Genomic DNA, 19,607 nt, shown 5'->3' on the forward strand with positions numbered 1-19,607 from the left:
GCGACAACCCAAGAATTCACCCCATAAAAAGTTGCGTAGATACCCATGCCCAGGCCCTACCCAACCACCCTGGCACGACGCAACTCGGCTATCCGCTGAGCATCTATCCCCAGCTCAGCCAACACTTCATCCGTATGCGCCCCCACCGCCGCACCAATATGCCGAGGCTCTGGCAACCCCTCTGAAAATTTCAACGGGCAGGCGATTTGCGCCTGGGCCGAGCCATCGCCGCGTGGCACCTGGCAGACCAACTCCCGCGCTTTCAGGTGCGGATGCTCCACCGCTTCACTCAAACGGAGCACCGGCTCCACACACGCATCCACCCCGGCAAACAGCTCGCACAATTCATCAAAGCTGCGCTTTTCAAACTCAACCTGCAGCGCCCGCTTGAGGGCTTTTTGCTGTTCCGGCTGGGGAGACAGGCCGTGCGCTGCCAACTCCGGCCGCCCCAAGGCCGCGCACATTTGCTGCATAAACGCGGGTTCCAGGCTACCGACCGACATCCAGCGCCCATCCCGGGAGCGGTAGTAATCATAGAAACTGCCACCGTTAAGCACATGGGTTTCCCAACCCGGCTCGACCCCACAGGCCAGGTAACCGGCGCCGGCCATGGCGTTCAGGCTGAACGAACAATCGGTCATGCTCACGTCCAGGTATTGGCCGACCCCGCTGTGCTGCCGCGCAATCACCGCCGCCAGCAAACCCACCACCGCGTGCAGCGAGCCACCGCCGACATCCGCCAATTGCACGCCCAGCGGCAGTGGCCCGCTGTCCTGGCGCCCGGTGTGACTGGCGATGCCCGCCAGCGCGAGGTAGTTGATATCGTGCCCAGCGCGGTCCTTATAAGGCCCCGTCTGACCGTAGCCGGTGATCGACACATAAATCAGCCTGGGATTGATCGCCTTCAACGCCGCATAACCCAACCCCAGACGCTCCATCACCCCAGGGCGGAACTGCTCCAGGACGATGTCGTAGTCCTTGACCAGCGCCCGCACAATCTCCAGCGCCTCGGCCTGCTTGAGGTCCAGCGCCAAGCTGCGTTTGTTGCGATTGAGGTAGGCATGGCTCGCCGACGTGCCCTGATCATGGGGCGGCAGGACCCGCAACAAGTCCATGCGCGTGGGCGATTCGATGCGCAACACTTCAGCGCCCATGTCCGCCAGCATCAAGGACGCGAAGGGGCCAGGCAGCAAGGTGGAAAAATCCAGCACTTTGAGGGACGCCAAGGGACCTGACATGAGCACTCCAATTCGGTTTTGAATGCCCACAGCGTAGGCAGGCTTAGTGCTACCGGCAATCGTCAGAACGATCAGCGACAGTGACCGTTTTGATCACGGCGGGCTTTTTCGCGGCGGCGGCTTTATCATTGGCCCACGTTTATTTGCAGAGTGCTCCATGAAGTTTGCGATTGCGCTGTTTTCCGCCGCCCACGCGCCCTCCTCGCGCCGCGCCTTGCTGTTCGCCCAGGCGGCGCTTGCCGGTGGGCATGAGATTGTGCGGCTGTTTTTTTATCAGGACGGCGTGTACAGCGCCGCCAATAACATCGTTGCGCCCCAGGATGAGCAAGACATCGCCCGGCAATGGCGCGAGTTCGTCAGCCAGCACCAGCTCGACGCCGTGGTGTGCATCGCCGCGGCCTTGCGCCGTGGCGTGCTGAACAACGAAGAAGCCACGCGTTATCAACGCAGCGCGGTGAACCTGGCTGCGCCGTGGGCGCTGTCGGGCCTTGGGCAGTTGCATGACGCCGCCCAGGCCGCCGACCGCCTGATCTGTTTTGGAGGGCCGTGACATGTCCAAATCCTTATTGGTGATCAGCCGCCAGGCACCGTGGTCCGGGCCGAGTGCGCGCGAAGCACTGGATATCGTGCTGGCCGGTGGTGCGTTCGATCTGCCGATTGGCCTGCTGTTTATGGACGACGGCGTGTTTCAACTGGCGCCGCACCAACACGCCAAGGCCGTGCAGCAAAAAGACCTCAGCGCCAACCTGCAGGCACTGGGCCTGTTCGGCATTGATGACGTGTTCGCCTGCAGCCACAGCCTGGCCGAGCGCGGGCTCACACCTCCCGCCAGCGCTCAAGCCATGAGCAGCAACGATATTTCCAAGCTGATTGACCGTTACGACCAGGTGATTACCCTCTGATGTCGACTTTACATGTGGTGTCTCACTCCCCGTTTACCGACAGCCGCCTCGCCAGTTGCCTGCGCGTGTGCGGCGCCGCCGACGCGATCCTGCTGTGCGGCGACGGCGCCTATGGCCTGCACAACCCGGCCCTGCAAACCAAGGGCCTGAAGGTTTTTGTGCTGGCCGAAGACATGCAGGCGCGCAACTTGCCGCTACCGGACTGGGCCGACAGCGTGGACTACCCAGGCTTTGTGCAGCTGTCGATCGATTACGACAAGGTCAACACCTGGCTATGAACACCTTGACCGTAGGTTCACGCACCCTCGAACTGGACAAGGACGGCTACCTCGTCGACCTGAATGACTGGTCCGCCGAGGTCGCCACAGCCTTGGCCGCAGCCGAACCCCTGGAATTGACCGCCGCGCACTGGGAAATCCTCGAACTGCTGCGCGGTTTCTATGCACAATTCCAGCTGTCCCCCGCCACGCGCCCGCTGATCAAGTACACCGCCTTGAAGCTGGGCCCGGAAAAGGGCAACAGCCTGCACTTAAACAAACTGTTTAACGGCACTCCCGCCAAACTCGCCGCCAAGCTGGCGGGCCTGCCCAGGCCGACGAATTGCTTATGACCGACTTTGCCCCGCTGACCCTTGAAACCCCTGCCGAGCACCCGTTTGCGCAGTTCGTGCGCATCCTGGGCAAAGGCAAACGCGGCGCGCGCAACCTGACCCGTGAGGAAGCCCGCGAAGCCATGGGTATGCTGCTCGACGAAAAAGTCGAAGACACCCAGCTCGGCGCCTTCCTGATGTTGCTGCGCCACAAGGAAGAAAGCCCGGAAGAACTCGCCGGTTTCACCGAGGCCGTGCGCGAGCGTTTGAATGCGCCGGCGCTGAACGTGGATGTCGACTGGCCAACCTACGCCGGTAAAAAGCGCCACCTGCCGTGGTATTTGCTGGCAGCCAAGTGCCTGGCGCAAAACGGTGTACGCATCCTTATGCATGGCGGTGGCGCCCATACCGCTGGCCGGTTGTACACCGAGCAATTGCTGGAAGGTTTGCAAATCCCGCTGTGCCGTAACTGGCAGCAGGTCGAGACGGCTTTTGAACAAGGCAACCTGGCGTTTATCCCGCTGGGTGACTGGGCGCCGCCATTGCAGCGCATGATCGACCTGCGCAACACCCTGGGCCTGCGCTCGCCGATCCACTCGCTGGCGCGCTTGCTCAACCCGCTGAGCGCCCGTTGCGGCCTGCAAAGTATTTTCCACCCTGGCTACCAGGGCGTGCACCGCGATGCCAGCGGCCTGCTTGGCGACAACGTGATTGTGGTCAAAGGCGATGGCGGCGAGGTCGAGATCAACCCGGACACGATCAGCCACCTGTATGGCACCACCGGCGGCGCAAGCTGGGACGAAGAGTGGCCTGCGCTCTCCGCTCAACGCCATGTCAAACCCGCGACCCTTGAGCCTGAACAGTTGAAGGCGCTCTGGCGTGGCGATATCGAAGACAGCTACCCGCAACTGGCCCTGATCGCCACCATGGCCCTGGCCTTGCGCGGCCTCGGCCACCCACGCGTGCAGGCCTTCGAATTGGCCCAGCAATACTGGGACGCACGGGACAAATCGATTTAATCGATTATTCACGCCCGGTCTTTGCGCTTTTAGTTCGAACTCATCCCTTTAGACTGGGCTCCAACGCTTATTAGCCAAGGAGCCAGTCATGGGTTTGCTGATCGAAGGACACTGGAAAGACCAGTGGTACGAAAGTAGCGCAGACGGCGCGTTCCAGCGCGAACAAGCGCAGCGCCGCCACTGGGTCACCGCCGACGGCCAGCCTGGGCCGAGTGGCGAAGGTGGCTTTCAGGCCGAAGCCAGTCGCTACCATCTGTACGTTTCCCTCGCCTGCCCCTGGGCGCATCGCACTCTGATTTTGCGCAAGCTCAAGGGCCTGGAAAGCCTGATTGGCGTGTCCGTGGTCAGCTGGTTAATGCTGGAAAACGGCTGGACCTTCGACAAGGCCCACGGCTCTACCGGCGACAAGCTGGATGGTTTCGACTTTATGCACCAACGCTATACCGCCGACACCGCCGACTACACCGGGCGCGTGACCGTGCCGGTGCTGTGGGACAAAAAGCTCAAGCGCATCGTGAGTAATGAATCGGCGGAGATCATCCGCATGTTCAACAGTGCGTTTAACCAACTGACCGGCAATACCCTGGACTTCTACCCCGAGGTGTTACGCCCGAGCATCGACGCGCTGAACGATCGCATCTACCCGGCCGTGAACAATGGCGTGTACCGCGCAGGCTTTGCCACCTCGCAAAAGGCCTATGAAAGCGCGTTTGATGAGGTATTTGCCGAACTGGATCACCTGGAGCAGCACCTGGGCGAGCATCGCTACCTGGCCGGTGAGTACCTGACCGAAGCCGATGTGCGGCTGTTTACCACGCTGATTCGCTTTGACGCGGTGTATTACAGCCACTTCAAATGCAATTTGCGGCGGATTGCCGATTATCCGAATCTGTCGAATTGGTTAAGGGAGATGTATCAGTGGCCGGGAGTGGCCGAAACGGTGGATTTTGCCCACATCAAAGGGCATTACTATGCGAGCCATCGCACGATTAACCCGACGGGGGTTGTGCCGAAGGGGCCGTTGCAGCGTTTTGATGTTGGCCATGATCGTGAGCGATTAAGTGGCAAAGGCGTCTGGAACTGATGATGATCGTTCCCACGCTCTGCGTGGGAATGCCGCCCTGGACGCTCTGCGTCCGCTCTTAAAAGCATGACGCGGAGCGTCATAGGGTGCATTACCACGCAGAGCGTGGGAACGAGCGATGTCAGACCTGGGACTGAGCGCCTTCAAACCACTTCAGCTTCTCGCGCAACATAACCACCTCACCGACGATCACCAATGTCGGCGCATGCACTTCATGCTCCGCCACCATGCGCGGCAAGTCCGCCAGGGTGCCGGTGAACACTCGCTGGTTGGACGTAGTGCCCTGCTGGATCAACGCCGCCGGCGTATCCGCCGCACGCCCATGCTTGATCAGCTGTTCGCAGATGATCGGCAAACCGATCAGCCCCATGTAGAACACCAAGGTCTGCGACGGGCCAACGAGATCATGCCAAGGCAGGTCCGAGGTACCGTTTTTCAAATGCCCGGTGATAAACCGTACCGACTGCGCATAGTCGCGATGGGTCAGCGGGATCCCGGCATACGCCGCGCAACCACTGGCCGCAGTGATCCCCGGCACCACCTGAAACGGGATGCCATGGGCCGCCAGTTCTTCGATTTCTTCGCCGCCCCGGCCAAAGATGAACGGATCGCCCCCCTTGAGGCGCAGCACGCGCTTGCCTTGCTTGGCCAAGTCCACCAATTGCTGGTTGATCTGGTCCTGCGGCACAGCATGGTCGGCGCGACGCTTGCCGACATAGATACGCTCGGCATCACGACGGCACAGTTCGAGAATCGCCGGCGCCACCAAGCGGTCATACAGCACCACGTCGGCTTGCTGCATCAGGCGCAAGGCACGGAAGGTCACCAGGTCAGGATCGCCTGGGCCGGCACCCACCAAGTAGACTTCGCCCGGCGCATGCGGCGGCGCGCCGTTGACCTTGTCGATCAGCAGACGCTCGGCTTCATCGCCCTGCCCGGCCAACTGGCGGTCAGCAATCGGGCCTTGGAAAACCTCTTCCCAGAACGCACGGCGCTGCTGCACATTCGGGTACAAACCTTTGACCTGGGCACGAAAACGCGCCGCCAACCCGGCCAACTGGCCATAGGTGGACGGAATCCAGGTTTCCAGCTTGGCGCGGATCAAGCGCGCCAGCACCGGCGCATCGCCGCCGCTGGAGACTGCAATCACCAATGGCGAACGGTCGACAATCGCCGGGAAGATCACGCTGCACAAGGCCGGCGCATCCACCACGTTGACCGGTACGCAGCGACGCTTGGCATCACTGGACACTTGCGCGTTCAGTGGCTCGTCGTCGGTCGCGGCGATGATCAGGGTGCAACCGTCGAGGTCGGGCTCCTGATAACCGCGCAAAATCAGTTCCCCGCCACTGCCCAGCACCAGTTCACGCAACTGGTCTTCGATCTGGGGAGCAACCACCCGCAGCAACGCACCGGCGTCGGCCAGCAGCCGGGATTTGCGCAAGGCAATCTCCCCGCCACCGACGACCAACACACGACTGCCGCGCAGGTTATGAAACAGCGGCAGAAATTCCATTTAGCCGATGACCTCAACGCCCGCCATGTAAGGCTTAAGCACCTCAGGCACACGGATCGAACCGTCGGCCTGCTGGTAGTTTTCCAGCACCGCCACCAGGGTACGGCCTACGGCCAGGCCCGAACCGTTGAGGGTGTGTACCAGCTCCGGTTTGCCGGTTTCCGGGTTACGGAAACGCGCCTGCATGCGACGGGCCTGGAAATCACCGCAGTTGGAGCACGACGAAATCTCGCGGTATTTGTCCTGGCTCGGCACCCACACTTCGAGGTCGTAGGTCTTCACGGCGCTGAAACCCATGTCGCCGGTGCACAGCGCCAGAACGCGGTACGGCAGCTCCAGCAGTTGCAGGACGCGTTCGGCATTGGCGGTCAGGCCTTCCAAGGCCTCCATGGAGGTCGATGGCTCAACCACTTGCACCATCTCGACCTTGTCGAACTGGTGCTGGCGGATCATGCCGCGAGTATCACGACCCGAAGCACCGGCTTCACTGCGGAAGCACGGCGAATGGGCGACAAACTTCATCGGCAGTTGCTTGGCGTCGAGGATCTCGCCAGCCACGATGTTGGTCAGCGACACTTCGGCGGTCGGGATCAGGTACAGGTCGGCTTCGCCATCGCGGCTGATCTTGAACAGGTCTTCTTCGAATTTCGGCAACTGGCTGGTGCCCATCAACGCCGGCGCCTGCACCAGGTACGGGGTGTAGGCTTCTTCGTAGCCGTGCTCGCCGGTGTGCAGGTTGATCATGAACTGTGCCAGGGCACGGTGCATGCGCGCGATGGGGCCGCGCAGCAAAGCGAAGCGCGCACCGGACATTTTGGCGGCGGTTTCGAAATCCAGGCCACCGGTCAGCTCGCCCAACGCAACGTGATCCTTGATCTCGAAATCAAAGGCTTTCGGGGTGCCCCAGCGGCGCACTTCGACGTTGCCGTCTTCGTCTTCGCCAATCGGTACGGATTCGTGCGGCAGGTTGGGAATGCCCAGCAGGATCGAGTCCAGCTCGCTCTGAATGCCTTCCAACTCGACTTTACCGTCAGACAGCTCAGTGCCCATGCGCTCGACGTCCGCCATCAGCGGCGCGATGTCTTCACCGCGCTGCTTGGCCTGACCAATGGATTTGGAACGCGCATTACGCTCAGCCTGCAGTGCTTCGGTGCGGGTCTGGACGGTCTTGCGCTGTTCTTCCAGCGCTTCGATGCGCGCAACATCCAAGGCAAAGCCACGGGATGCCAGGCGGTCCGCTACGTCCTGAAGGTTGCTACGTAACAGTTTGGAATCGAGCATGTCGGTCTCTCGTTTATCAAAGTTTGGTCAAGGACAGGCCGGCCCAGGTGGCGAGCAGCCCGCCGAACACGCTGATGCCCAGGTACCCGAAGGCCACCAGAGCTTGCCCGCTTTCCAGCAGGCGCAACGTATCCAGTGAAAAGGATGAAAAGGTCGTCAGACCGCCTACAAAGCCGACAATCAAGCCGGCGCGAATCTCAATCGGCACTTCCGGGCGCAACAGGAACCAGCCGTACAACAGCCCGATAATCAAACAACCCACCAAGTTGACCGCCAAGGTCGCCGCATAAAAATGCTTTGGCCAGTTGGCGCTCACCCACGTACTGGTGGCGAAACGCAATAATGTACCAGCGATGCCGGCTACGGACACGGCAAGAATCGTCTTGAGCACTACTTTCTCCGCTGTTTGGGGCTGAGGCGATCGAGTTGAGCCAGGTGATTGAGCTTTTCGCCGATCTTCAGTTCCAGGCCACGGGGCACCGGCTGGTAGAACGGCTGTGGTTCCAGCTCATCGGGAAAATAATCTTCGCCGGCGGCATAGGCGTCCGGCTCGTCATGGGCATAACGGTATTCGTCGCCGTAGCCCAGCTGCTTCATCAGCTTGGTCGGGGCGTTGCGCAGGTGCAGCGGCACTTCCAGCGAGCCGTGTTCGGCGGCGGCGCGCAGAGCCGACTTGAAGCCCATGTACACCGCGTTGCTTTTCGGCGCGCAAGCCAAGTAGGTGATGGCCTGGGCCACCGCCAACTCGCCTTCCGGGCTGCCCAGGCGTTCCTGCACTTCCCAGGCAGCGAGGCACAGGCTCAGCGCGCGCGGGTCGGCGTTGCCGATGTCTTCGCTGGCCATGCGCACCACGCGGCGCGCCAAGTACAGCGGGTCGCAGCCGCCGTCGATCATCCGCGCAAACCAGTACAACGCACCGTCGGGGTTGGAGCCGCGTACGGATTTGTGCAGCGCCGATATCTGGTCGTAGAAGGCTTCGCCGCCCTTGTCGAAGCGCCGGCGAGTGTCGCCGAGCAGGCTTTGCAACAGGTCGACGCCAATCTCGCTGTTGTCTTCGGCCAGGTCGGAAGCGTTCTCCAACAGGTTGAGAAAGCGCCGACCGTCGCCATCGGCGGCGCTCAGCAAAATCTTGAAACCTTCGTCGCTCAAGCTCAACTGGCGCTTGCCCAAGCCCTTGTCTTCGCTCAACGCACGCTGCAACAGCTTGCGCATCGCCGCTTCGTCCAGGCTCTTGAGCACATAGACACGGGCACGCGACAGCAAAGCGTTGTTGAGTTCAAACGAGGGGTTTTCGGTGGTAGCGCCGATAAAGATCAGCGTGCCGTCTTCGACATAGGGCAAAAACGCATCCTGCTGCGACTTGTTGAAGCGATGCACTTCGTCGACGAACAAGATGGTGCGCTTGCCGTATTGCCCGGCCTGCTGCTTGGCGACTTCCACCGCCTGGCGGATCTCCTTGACCCCGGCTAGCACGGCCGACACCGTTTCGAAGTGCGCATCCGAGACTTTCGCCAGCAGCCGCGCCAGGGTGGTTTTACCCACGCCCGGCGGCCCCCAGAAAATCATCGAGTGCAGCGCACCCTGCTCCAGGGCTTCGCGCAGAGGCTTGCCGCGAGCGAGCAGGTGTTCTTGCCCGACGTACTCATCCAGGTTGGTCGAACGCAAACGCGCGGCCAAGGGTTGAGCAATCGGGTCACTTCGAAACAAATCCATGGGCAGCGCTTGAAACCTCTCGGCAGGTTATTCCTGGATCACGTCGGCACCCTTGGGGATGACGAACTTGAACTTGGATGCATCCACAACGCCGTTGGCCTTGACCGCGGAGAACAGGATATCGGTGCGCTGACCGACGCTGTCGATCAGGCGCATGTTGTTGATCACACCGTTGCCAAACGACAGTTGCAGGCTGTCAAACAGCGTGTCCTTGGATTTGGGCTTGAGGGTGAACTCAATCACGTTGCTGGTTTGCTTGGAGGTGATCTCGAAGCTGTCGCTGATCTTCGACACATCGCCCGACAGCAACAGCGCCGGGGTCTGGTTCAGGCGTGGGTCGAGTTTCTTGATGGTCGCCTGTTCCAGGTCAGGGTCCCACAGGGTGACTTTCTGGCCGTCGGACACGATGGTCTGCTCGTTCGGCGCGTCGGTTTTCCAGTAGAAAAGGCCTGGGCGCTGCACGGCCATTTCACCGGCGGTTTCCTGCAACTGAGTGCCGCCGCCATCCAGGGTCAACTGGGAGAAGCGCGCGGTCAGGGTCTTGGATTTGTCCAACAGGTTGGTCAGGCTGGCCACGGAAGCGGGGTCGGCGTGAGCCGAAACAGCGGTCAGGGCCAGGGCTGGCAACAACAGCATGCGGATAAGACGCATGGGAATCCTCATTGATGAGTCGTTAGGGCGTGCCGCGTGTTGCCACGCGGCACGTGATCAGTCGCGCATCTGCCCGGGGGCGATGACTTCGCGCGAGCCGTTAGTGTTCATTGCAGTCACGACGCCGGCGTTTTCCATGGATTCGATCATGCGGGCGGCGCGGTTGTAGCCGATTTTGAGTTTGCGCTGCACCGCGGAGATCGAGGCGCGACGGCTTTCGAGTACGAAGGCCACGGCCTCGTCGTACAGCGCATCGGTTTCAGCGTCATCATCACCGCCGCTGCCACCGTCGAAGCCGCTGCCGGCCTCTTCGACACCGGCGAGGATGTCGTCGTTGTATTCCGGTGCGCCGCGCAGTTTCCAGGCCTCCACCACACGGTGTACTTCGTCATCGGAAACGAACGCGCCGTGAACCCGGATCGGCAGGCTGGTGCCCGGCGGCATGTAGAGCATGTCACCGTGGCCCAGCAGTTGCTCGGCGCCGCCCTGATCGATGATGGTGCGCGAGTCGATCTTGCTGGAAACTTGGAACGCCATGCGCGTAGGAATGTTGGCCTTGATCAGACCGGTGATCACGTCCACCGACGGCCGCTGAGTCGCGAGAATCAAGTGAATACCGGCAGCACGTGCCTTCTGGGCGATACGTGCGATCAGTTCTTCAACCTTCTTGCCGACGATCATCATCATGTCGGCGAATTCGTCGACCACCACCACGATGGTCGGCAGCTTGACCAGCAGCGGCGCTTCGTCGTGAATATTTTCGCGTTTGTACAACGGGTCGGTCAGTGGCGTACCGGCGTCCTGGGCTTCCTTGACCTTGGCGTTGAAGCCCGACAGGTTACGTACGCCCATCTTCGCCATCAGCTTGTAGCGGCGTTCCATCTCGGCCACGCTCCAACGCAGGGCGTTGGCGGCGTCCTTCATGTCGGTGACCACCGGGCAGAGCAGGTGCGGAATGCCTTCGTAGATCGACAATTCCAACATCTTCGGGTCGATCATGATCAGCTTGGCGTCATCCGGGCCAGACTTGAACAGGATCGACAGGATCATCGCGTTCACGCCCACCGACTTACCCGAACCAGTGGTACCGGCAACCAGCAAGTGCGGCATTTTCGCCAAGTCGGTGATTACTGGCTTACCACCGATATCGTGGCCCAGGGCCAAGGTGACCGGGGATTTAAAGTTGTCGTATTCCGGCGTCGACAGCACTTCGGAGAAGCGCACGATCTGACGGTCTTCGTTGGGAATCTCGATGCCCACGGTGGTCTTGCCGGGGATCACTTCCACCACGCGCACACTGGTCACGGCCAGGGAACGGGCCAAGTCTTTCGCCAGGTTGGAGATGCGGCTGACCTTGACGCCAGCTGCCGGCTGGATTTCGTAACGGGTGATGACCGGGCCTGGGTGGATCGAGTCCACCGAAACTTCGACGCCGAATTCCTTGAGCTTGATTTCCAGCAGGTGGCCGACAGCCGCCAGGGATTCCGGGGAATAGTTGAGCTGTTTCTTTTCGGCCGGGTCGAGGATCGAGATCGGCGGCAAGGTGCCTTCCACGGCGCTGTCGACAAACAACGGCGCCTGTTTCTCTTTCTGTACGCGATGGCTCGGCTCGGGGGCTTTGGGCGGCGCCGGGGCGATCACGGGCGGCACCTGCTTCTCGCGGTCCGACATGTGTTTGCTCAGCGCCTGCTCGCGCTCGATCAAGCGCTCCTTGACCTTGGCTTGCTCGCGCCGGTCCGGTGTGCTCGGGGCCACCACCTCGTTGACGCGGGTGTCCACCTCACGCAGTTGCGCAACCATGCGTTTGCGATCAACGCGGGCCGACCACCAACGGTTGGCCGCGCTTTGGAACAATTCGAGCAGGTCGAGGGTGATCTTGCCGGTCACGTCCATCACCTTGAACCACGACAGGTCGGTGAACACCGTGAGGCCGAACAGAAACAGCGCGATAAACATCAAGGTGCTGCCCTGGATGTTCAGGGTCTTGCGTGCCAGGTCGCCCAGGCTTTCGCCCAGCGCACCGCCTGCGCCCGCCGGCAAACCGGTAGGTGCGTGGAAATGAATATGCGCCAGCGCTGCGCCAGACAGCACCAGGAACACCAGGCCGATCAGGCGCCAGGAGAACAGCCAGCCGCTCCACTGCCACGGCTCGTGACGCTGACGGAAGATCTGCCAGGTCTTGATCGCCAGCAGCAGCGGGAAGATGTAGGCGAAGTAACCCAGCACCATGAACAGGATATCGGCGCTGTAGGAGCCGGCAGGCCCGCCGAAGTTCTGCACGTCTTCGATCTTGCTGTTGTGGCTCCAGCCCGGATCGTCCTTGCCATAGGTGAGCAAGGCCATCATCAGGAACAGGCACAGGGCGCCGATGGCGATCAGCGCCCCTTCCTTGAGTCGGTAGTGCAGGTGCTGGCGCCAGGCCGGCACGACTGCTGCTTTAGGTGTTGCGGCGGATTTCTTCAAAACGGGTCTTTTCCTGCGCCTTTAGCGCGTCCATCGTTGAATGACTGCACACTACTGCTCAATCCGAGCAGCTGAAAAATGAACGAACGTCGTTGAATCTACTTTTAACACTGGGTGATGACTGGGTGAAATGGCGATAACGCCACAATGGCCGCATTGTACGGGTTTGCGCCCGCGATGCCACGCCCTTGCCTATCAGCCAGCAGCCTGGACAATTGAAGTGTCACAGCATGTTCAATTTGAGCATGCATTGTCTTTGCTGACAAAGGCTTATGAGCTGTTTTTAGCAATCCAGGCAAGCTTGGCAAATGGCCTGCATGCGCCAGACCCGATTACGACCGCGTGTACGGGGCAGAGTTGCAGCAACACGCGCTCACGCTAATCCTGATGAATACCCGATTCGGGCTGGCCCCACAGCGCTGTGTCGACAATAATCACCCCTCGCGCGGCAGGTGACATACCCGCCACTCCCCTCCCCTTCCGTAAGCCTGGATGCCATGCTGACCTGGTTGCAACGCGACTCACTGACTTTTCCACCGCTGGCCAAGGCCATGCGTGAACCCAATGGCCTGCTGGCCGCCGGTGGCGATTTGTCAGCCGAACGGCTGGTTCAGGCCTACCGCCACGGCTGCTTTCCGTGGTTCTCTGAAGGCGAGCCGATCCTCTGGTGGTCGCCGGACCCACGCACGGTGATATTTCCCGACGAGCTGCATGTCTCGCGCAGCCTTGGCAAACTGTTGCGCCAGCAGCGTTACACCGTCACCTTCGACCAGGACTTCGCTGCCGTCATCCAGGCGTGCGCTGCGCCGCGCAGCTATGCCGATGGCACCTGGATCACCGAAGGCATCCAGAGCGCCTACCTGGCGCTGCACCAGCGTGGCTACGCGCATTCCGTGGAGGTGTGGGACCAGGGCGAGCTGGTCGGCGGCCTGTATGGCCTGGCGATGGGCCAACTGTTCTTTGGCGAATCCATGTTCAGCCGTGCCGACAACGCGTCGAAATTCGGCTTCGCCACACTGACCCGGCAGTTGCAGGCCTGGGGTTTCGTGCTGATCGACTGCCAGATGCCCAATGACCACCTGCACAGCCTGGGCGCCCGCGCCATACCGCGCAGTGAGTTCGCGGCTTTCTTGCACAACCATTTGGACCAACCCAGCTCTGGACCGTGGGTTTCCTAGGCGACATCCGCGCACGTGGCTTACACTTATTTCAAAGCTTACCCCGAGGGTTGATCATGACCGAGCTGGCGCGCTTGAAGTTTTATGCCACTCAAGCCCACTCTTGCAGCTATCTGCCCGACGAGCAGGCCACCACGCTGTTCCTCGACCCCAGCCAGCCAATGGATGTGCATGTGTATGCCGACCTGTCCGAGATGGGTTTTCGGCGTAGCGGCGACCACCTGTACCGCCCCCATTGCCAGAATTGCAATGCCTGCGTGCCGGCACGTATCCCGGTTGCGCAATTTTTGCCGGACCGCAATCAGAAACGCATCCTCAAGCGCAATGCCGACCTGACAATCACCGCCACCAAGCCGCATTTCAGCGAAGAATATTTCGACCTTTACCAGCGCTACATCGAGCAACGTCATGCCGACGGCGACATGTTCCCGCCCAGCCGCGATCAGTTTTCGACGTTTCTGGTGCGTGACCTGCCCTTCTCGCGCTTCTACGAGTTCCGCCTGGACGGGCGCCTGCTGGCGGTAGCCGTAACCGACCTGCTGCCCAATGGCCTGTCGGCGGTCTACACCTTCTATGAGCCGGCCGAAGAACGCCGCAGCCTGGGACGCTTTGCGATCTTGTGGCAAATCGGCGAAGCCCTGCGCCAGGAATTGGAAGCGGTGTACCTCGGATACTGGATCAAAAACTGCAAAAAGATGAACTACAAGACCCAATATCGGCCCATCGAGCTACTAATTAATCAAAGATGGGTAACGCTTAACTAGAACCCCTTGGCTTAAACACCCTTTTTCGGGCACAATGCACGCCGCTTTTGCCTGGCGCAGTTGCACCGGGCCATTCACTGGATACCGAGGGCTTTACTGCATGTCGAAAGAAGACAGCTTCGAAATGGAAGGCACTGTCGTCGACACCCTGCCCAACACCATGTTTCGTGTGGAGTTGGAAAATGGGCACGTCGTAACCGCGCATATCTCCGGCAAGATGCGCAAGAACTACATTCGTATTCTTACCGGCGACAAAGTGCGCGTCGAGCTGACGCCCTATGACTTGAGCAAAGGGCGCATCACTTACCGCGCTCGTTAATCAAGTCAATACAAAACGCCCGGTTCTGCCGGGCGTTTTTGTGTGCGCGCTATTTCCCAAACACCTCAGGTGTCAATGTGGGAGCTGACTTGCCTGCCCCCACATTTGACCCCCATCGTTTTCAAGACAGCAAAAAGGCGCCTTTCGGCGCCTTTTGCTTTGTTGCAGCCCGCTGTCAGGCCATTTCAGCCGTGGTTTCGAACTCGAAGGTCAGCTCGCCGTCCTTCAAGTCGATGTGCACCACGCCGCCATGGTCGGCAAGCTCGCCAAACAGGATCTCTTCGGCCAATGGCCGCTTGATCTTGTCCTGGATCAGTCGCGCCATTGGGCGAGCGCCCATTGCCGCGTCGTAGCCACCTTCGGCCAGCCAATTGCGCGCCGCGTCCGTGACGTCCAGCTGCACGCGCTTGTCTTCCAACTGCGCTTGAAGCTCGGTAAGGAACTTGTCCACCACGCTTTTGATGACCTCATGGCTGAGGCGACCAAACTGGATAATGGTGTCCAGGCGGTTGCGGAACTCCGGCGTGAAGCTCTTCTTGATCACTTCCATCGCATCGGATGAGTGATCCTGATGCGTAAAGCCAATCGAAGCCCGCGCGGCCGTTTCGGCACCGGCGTTGGTGGTCATGATCACGATCACGTTGCGGAAGTCGGCCTTGCGCCCGTTGTTGTCGGTCAGGGTCCCGTGGTCCATGACCTGCAGCAGCAGGTTGAAGACTTCCGGGTGGGCCTTCTCGATTTCATCGAGCAGCAATACGCAGTGCGGCTGCTTGGTGATTGCCTCGGTCAACAGACCGCCCTGGTCGAAACCGACATAGCCCGGAGGCGCACCGATCAGGCGCGACACAGTGTGACGCTCCATGTATTCGGACATGTCGAAGCGTACCAGCTCGATGCCCATGGCCTTGGCCAACTGCCGCGCCGCTTCGGTCTTGCCGACGCCGGTCGGGCCTGCGAACAGGAACGAACCGACTGGCTTGTCCGGCGACTTGAGGCCCGCACGCGACAACTTGATCGCGGTGGACAGCGCGTCAATGGCAGCATCCTGGCCGAACACGGTGAGCTTGAGGTCGCGCTCCAGGTTACGCAGCAGCTCCTTGTCGGAACTGTTGACGTGTTTTGGCGGAATACGCGCGATCTTCGCCACGATGTCCTCGACTTGAGGCACGTCGATGCGCTTCACGCGCTTCTCGACCGGCTGCAGGCGCTGGTAGGCACCTGCCTCGTCAATCACGTCGATGGCCTTGTCGGGCATGTGCCGGTCATTGATGTAGCGCGATGCCAGCTCAGCAGCGGCACGCAACGCTTCATCGGTGTACTCGATGCCGTGGTGCGCTTCGAAACGCCCTTTGAGCCCGCGCAGAATGCCGATGGTGTCTTCTACCGAAGGCTCGGACACGTCGACTTTCTGGAAGCGGCGCGCCAAGGCACGGTCTTTCTCGAAAATGCCGCGGAATTCCTGGAACGTAGTCGAACCGATGCAGCGGATATCACCCGACGACAGCAACGGCTTGAGCAGGTTGGAGGCGTCCATCACCCCACCGGAGGCCGCACCGGCACCGATGATGGTGTGGATCTCATCGATAAACAGGATCGCCTGCGGGCGTTTTTTCAGCTCGCCGAGCAGCGCCTTGAAGCGCTTCTCGAAATCGCCACGGTACTTGGTCCCGGCGAGCAACGCGCCCAGGTCCAGGGAGTAGACGACGCTGTTAGCCAGCAGGTCAGGCACCTGATTATCGACAATGCGCTTGGCCAGGCCTTCGGCAATCGCGGTCTTACCCACGCCCGCCTCACCCACCAGCAACGGATTGTTCTTGCGACGACGCGCGAGGATCTGCGCTACACGCTCAACCTCAAGCTCGCGCCCCACCAGCGGATCGATCCGCCCCTGGCGCGCCAGTTCATTGAGGTTGCTGGCATAGGCATCCAGTGGATTGCCCGAAGAAGAAGACTCACCACCCTCGTCGTCCTGCATCTCTTGCTCACCCTCGGAATGATCGCCGTGCCCAGGCACTTTGGAGATACCGTGGGCGATGTAGTTGACGACATCAATACGGGCAACGCTCTGCTGTTTGAGCAGGAACACCGCTTGGCTTTCCTGTTCGCTGAAGATCGCCACAAGCACATTGGCGCCTGTGACTTCACGCTTACCGGAGCTCTGTACGTGGAACACAGCGCGCTGCAATACCCGCTGGAAGCCCAGGGTTGGCTGGGTTTCGCGGTCCTCGTCGTGCACGGGGATCAGTGGCGTAGTGGAGTCGATAAACTCCTGCAGGTCATGCTTGAGTTTGTCGAGGTTGGCGCCGCACGCACGCAGAACGGTGGCGGCAGCTTCGTTATCCAAAAGTGCCAGCAGCAGGTGTTCGACGGTCATGAATTCATGACGCTTCGAACGAGCCTCCTTGAAGGCAAGATTGAGGGTGACTTCGAGCTCGCGGTTTAACATAGCTTCACCTCATACCCAAGTGGTCGGCGTTAACCGTCCTTCTCGATTTCACAGAGTAGCGGATGCTGGCTTTCCCTGGCGTACTGGTTGACCTGCATTGCCTTTGTCTCGGCGATGTCACGGGTAAACACTCCACATACTGCCCGTCCTTCTGTGTGAACGGCCAGCATTACCTTGGTCGCCAACTCGCGGTTCAGGTTAAAAAACACCTCGAGCACTTCGACCACGAAATCCATCGGTGTGTAGTCATCATTGAACAAAACCACCTTGTACATCGGCGGCGCCTGTAGAGCGGGCTTCGCCTCCTGAACAGCAATGCCTGCAGAGCCGTCCTCGTCATGTTCCTGATCCGGGCGATCCTGATTGAATGTTAGTCGAATCTGGCTGTTTGCATGCATGGAAAGAAAGGTTCGTCAGTGGTTCAAATACAGTGGTGGGGGCGACCTGCCGGAATTTCAACTCTGACTATACGGTCGCCTTGACTATCGGCAAATCGGTGTTACAACCAATAGAGCCCACAGTGGGTAAAAAAGGTCCGCGCAGTCAACCTTATTTATTCGGGTTAGGACGGATAAACTGGATGATACTCCAGTGATGGAGTCTGGTGCAGAGGGATATGGTTATGTCTGGCGTCAAGATCAACGGCAAGGTCAAGTGGTTCAACAATGCCAAGGGGTATGGATTCATTAATGCCGAAGGAAATCCCGATGAGGATCTTTTTGCGCATTACTCAGCGATTACCATGGAGGGATACAAGACGCTGAAGGCGGGTCAAAAGGTGGAGTTTGACATCATTCAGGGCCCCAAAGGCCTGCACGCTGTCGAAATCTGCGCAGCATGCGCGGCCGAACCTGGAAAGGCCCACGACGAAACCCACGAAAAGGAACTAAAGGCTACCCCTTCAAAACAGAAACAAACGGCCTGATCAGCGCTTGAGCAACTCAAAAAAAACCGGCTGTCCTGATTCTTCAGGATCGCCGGTTTTTTTATAGCCTTAGACTCACATATGCGAAATCAACGCATCGCCAAAGCCAGACGACGACACCAACTTGGCACCCTCCATCAAGCGCTCAAAGTCGTAGGTCACGGTCTTGGCCGAAATGGCGCCATTCGTGCCTTTAATGATCAAGTCTGCCGCTTCAGTCCAGCCCATATGACGCAGCATCATTTCCGCCGACAGAATCAATGAACCCGGGTTTACCTGGTCCTTGCCTGCGTATTTGGGCGCGGTGCCATGGGTGGCCTCGAACATGGCCACGGTATCCGACAGGTTGGCACCCGGCGCAATACCGATACCGCCCACTTCCGCCGCCAGGGCATCGGAGAGGTAGTCACCATTCAAGTTAAGGGTGGCGATCACGTCATATTCGGCCGGACGCAGCAGAATCTGCTGGAGCATGGCATCAGCAATAGCGTCCTTTACCACCACATTCTTGCCGGTCTTCGGGTTCTTGAACTGCATCCAAGGGCCACCATCGAGCAAGGTCGCACCAAATTCTTTCTCGGCGATACCGTAGGCCCACTCTTTGAAGGCACCTTCGGTGAACTTCATAATGTTGCCTTTGTGCACGATGGTCAGCGAATCACGGTCGTTATCCACTACATATTGCAGGGCTTTACGCACCAGGCGCTCGGTGCCTTCTTTGGAAACCGGCTTGATGCCAATCCCGCAATCCTGGTCGAAACGGATCTTGGTGACGCCCATTTCCTCCTTGAGGAATTTGATCACCTTGATCGCTTCCGGCGAGCCGGCCTTCCATTCGATACCGGCGTAAATATCCTCGGAGTTCTCACGGAAGATAGTCATATCGACGTCGCCAGGTTTCTTGACCGGGCTGGGCACGCCTTCAAACCAACGCACCGGGCGCAGGCAAACATACAGGTCGAGCTGTTGGCGCAGGGCCACGTTCAGCGAACGAATGCCACCACCGACCGGCGTGGTCAGCGGACCCTTGATGGAAACCACGTAATCTTTGACCGCATCCAGGGTTTCCTGGGGCAGCCAGGTATCCTGATCGTAGACTTGAGTCGCTTTCTCGCCGGCGTAAACCTCCATCCAGGAGATTTTTCGCTTGCCGCCGTAGGCCTTTTCAACAGCTGCGTCGACCACCTTGATCATCACCGGGCTGATGTCGACGCCAATACCGTCGCCTTCTATATAAGGGATGATCGGTTGGTCAGGAACATTGAGAGAATGGTCTGCATTGACGGTGATTTTGTCGCCGACTGCCGGAACCTGAATCTTCTTGTATCCCATGCTGAACTCCATCTATGGATTGAACATCTGGCTGCGTTCGAGCCTACTCCAGATAAATGGCGACTGAAACCTCGCGCCATGCTCATTTGCATCGAAAACAGCATATTTAGTCGCCTACAAGCCTGAAAGCAAAGGCAAAATCGCCAATCTTGAGCACATCGTGCGACTTTGGTCGCACTTGGGCCCC

20 protein-coding genes are annotated in these 19,607 nt (G+C 59.7%); 10 read left to right on the forward strand and 10 right to left on the reverse strand.

The window, feature by feature from the left end; genetic code table 11:
• Window positions 1–56: 56 nt before the first annotated feature.
• A complete protein-coding gene (locus tag ACI77I_RS13670) occupies window positions 57–1,238 on the reverse strand; it encodes a CaiB/BaiF CoA transferase family protein (RefSeq protein ID WP_406997779.1) in 1,182 nt (393 codons plus the stop codon).
• Window positions 1,239–1,395: 157 nt separating this feature from the next.
• On the opposite strand from ACI77I_RS13670, the gene tusD reads away from it, so the two are divergent.
• The 6 genes from tusD (at window position 1,396) to ACI77I_RS13700 (ending at window position 4,832) form a co-directional block, all read left to right on the forward strand.
• The gene (gene tusD, locus ACI77I_RS13675; protein ID WP_406997780.1) at window positions 1,396–1,788 is read left to right on the forward strand and encodes a sulfurtransferase complex subunit TusD; all 393 of its coding nucleotides are present in this window, start codon (window positions 1,396–1,398) and stop codon (window positions 1,786–1,788) included.
• 1 nt (window position 1,789) lies between these two features.
• Entirely contained in the window at window positions 1,790–2,140 is a 351-nt protein-coding gene (tusC, locus tag ACI77I_RS13680) for a sulfurtransferase complex subunit TusC (RefSeq protein WP_406997781.1), read from the forward strand.
• Window positions 2,140–2,418: a sulfurtransferase complex subunit TusB gene (tusB, locus tag ACI77I_RS13685; RefSeq protein WP_094950642.1), complete on the forward strand. Its 279-nt coding sequence runs from the start codon at window positions 2,140–2,142 to the stop codon at window positions 2,416–2,418. Before tusC ends, tusB begins: the two co-directional genes overlap by 1 nt.
• On the forward strand, window positions 2,415–2,750 hold the full coding sequence (locus tag ACI77I_RS13690) for a TusE/DsrC/DsvC family sulfur relay protein (RefSeq protein ID WP_094950641.1): 336 nt from the start codon (window positions 2,415–2,417) through the stop codon (window positions 2,748–2,750). The genes tusB and ACI77I_RS13690 overlap by 4 nt, the downstream gene beginning before the upstream one ends.
• The gene (locus ACI77I_RS13695; protein ID WP_242150585.1) at window positions 2,747–3,748 is read left to right on the forward strand and encodes a glycosyl transferase family protein; all 1,002 of its coding nucleotides are present in this window, start codon (window positions 2,747–2,749) and stop codon (window positions 3,746–3,748) included. Before ACI77I_RS13690 ends, ACI77I_RS13695 begins: the two co-directional genes overlap by 4 nt.
• Window positions 3,749–3,836: 88 nt before the next feature.
• The gene (locus ACI77I_RS13700; RefSeq protein ID WP_406997782.1) at window positions 3,837–4,832 is read left to right on the forward strand and encodes a glutathione S-transferase family protein; all 996 of its coding nucleotides are present in this window, start codon (window positions 3,837–3,839) and stop codon (window positions 4,830–4,832) included.
• A 121-nt stretch (window positions 4,833–4,953) separates the two neighbouring features.
• On the opposite strand, the gene cysG is transcribed toward ACI77I_RS13700, so the two are convergent.
• Genes cysG through ACI77I_RS13730 form a run of 6 tightly spaced genes read right to left on the reverse strand, consistent with a single transcriptional unit; the run spans window position 4,954 to window position 12,456 of the window.
• Window positions 4,954–6,348, reverse strand: a complete 1,395-nt coding sequence (cysG, locus tag ACI77I_RS13705; protein WP_094950638.1) for a siroheme synthase CysG — start codon at window positions 6,346–6,348, stop codon at window positions 4,954–4,956.
• Complete coding sequence (gene serS, locus ACI77I_RS13710; RefSeq protein WP_094950637.1) at window positions 6,349–7,629, reverse strand: serine--tRNA ligase; 1,281 nt, start codon at window positions 7,627–7,629, stop codon at window positions 6,349–6,351.
• Window positions 7,630–7,645: 16 nt separating this feature from the next.
• Window positions 7,646–8,020: a fluoride efflux transporter CrcB gene (gene crcB, locus ACI77I_RS13715; RefSeq protein WP_034120232.1), complete on the reverse strand. Its 375-nt coding sequence runs from the start codon at window positions 8,018–8,020 to the stop codon at window positions 7,646–7,648.
• Window positions 8,020–9,342, reverse strand: a complete 1,323-nt coding sequence (locus ACI77I_RS13720; protein ID WP_094950636.1) for a replication-associated recombination protein A — start codon at window positions 9,340–9,342, stop codon at window positions 8,020–8,022. Before ACI77I_RS13720 ends, crcB begins: the two co-directional genes overlap by 1 nt.
• A 27-nt stretch (window positions 9,343–9,369) precedes the next feature.
• Window positions 9,370–9,993: an outer membrane lipoprotein chaperone LolA gene (gene lolA / locus ACI77I_RS13725; protein ID WP_094950635.1), complete on the reverse strand. Its 624-nt coding sequence runs from the start codon at window positions 9,991–9,993 to the stop codon at window positions 9,370–9,372.
• 57 nt (window positions 9,994–10,050) lie between these two features.
• Window positions 10,051–12,456 carry a DNA translocase FtsK gene (locus ACI77I_RS13730; RefSeq protein WP_094950634.1) on the reverse strand — a complete coding sequence of 802 codons (2,406 nt, stop codon included), beginning with the start codon at window positions 12,454–12,456 and terminating at the stop codon, window positions 10,051–10,053.
• 497 nt (window positions 12,457–12,953) lie between these two features.
• On the opposite strand from ACI77I_RS13730, the gene aat reads away from it, so the two are divergent.
• The 3 genes from aat to infA all read left to right on the forward strand — a co-directional run bounded on the left by aat (window position 12,954) and on the right by infA (window position 14,717).
• Window positions 12,954–13,634 carry a leucyl/phenylalanyl-tRNA--protein transferase gene (gene aat, locus ACI77I_RS13735; RefSeq protein WP_406997783.1) on the forward strand — a complete coding sequence of 227 codons (681 nt, stop codon included), beginning with the start codon at window positions 12,954–12,956 and terminating at the stop codon, window positions 13,632–13,634.
• Between the two features lie 56 nt (window positions 13,635–13,690).
• Window positions 13,691–14,398, forward strand: a complete 708-nt coding sequence (locus ACI77I_RS13740; protein WP_242150595.1) for an arginyltransferase — start codon at window positions 13,691–13,693, stop codon at window positions 14,396–14,398.
• Window positions 14,399–14,498: 100 nt separating this feature from the next.
• Window positions 14,499–14,717: a translation initiation factor IF-1 gene (infA, locus tag ACI77I_RS13745; protein ID WP_002553999.1), complete on the forward strand. Its 219-nt coding sequence runs from the start codon at window positions 14,499–14,501 to the stop codon at window positions 14,715–14,717.
• 175 nt (window positions 14,718–14,892) lie between these two features.
• Here infA and clpA read toward each other — a convergent pair whose 3' ends face one another.
• Window positions 14,893–17,163 (reverse strand): ATP-dependent Clp protease ATP-binding subunit ClpA, encoded by a 2,271-nt coding sequence (gene clpA / locus ACI77I_RS13750; RefSeq protein WP_094950631.1) that lies wholly within the window; start codon window positions 17,161–17,163, stop codon window positions 14,893–14,895.
• A gap of 29 nt (window positions 17,164–17,192) precedes the next feature.
• Window positions 17,193–17,561, reverse strand: a complete 369-nt coding sequence (clpS, locus tag ACI77I_RS13755; protein ID WP_060755656.1) for an ATP-dependent Clp protease adapter ClpS — start codon at window positions 17,559–17,561, stop codon at window positions 17,193–17,195.
• A gap of 224 nt (window positions 17,562–17,785) precedes the next feature.
• Here clpS and cspD point away from each other — a divergent pair, with 224 nt between their 5' ends.
• The gene (gene cspD, locus ACI77I_RS13760) at window positions 17,786–18,088 is read left to right on the forward strand and encodes a cold shock domain-containing protein CspD (RefSeq protein ID WP_094950647.1); all 303 of its coding nucleotides are present in this window, start codon (window positions 17,786–17,788) and stop codon (window positions 18,086–18,088) included.
• 75 nt (window positions 18,089–18,163) lie between these two features.
• Here the strand turns inward: cspD and icd are convergent, their stop codons facing one another.
• Window positions 18,164–19,420 carry an NADP-dependent isocitrate dehydrogenase gene (gene icd, locus ACI77I_RS13765; RefSeq protein WP_094950630.1) on the reverse strand — a complete coding sequence of 419 codons (1,257 nt, stop codon included), beginning with the start codon at window positions 19,418–19,420 and terminating at the stop codon, window positions 18,164–18,166.
• Window positions 19,421–19,607: the final 187 nt, after the last annotated feature.

The organism is Pseudomonas sp. D47 (assembly GCF_045447305.1).
GTDB lineage: Bacteria > Pseudomonadota > Gammaproteobacteria > Pseudomonadales > Pseudomonadaceae > Aquipseudomonas.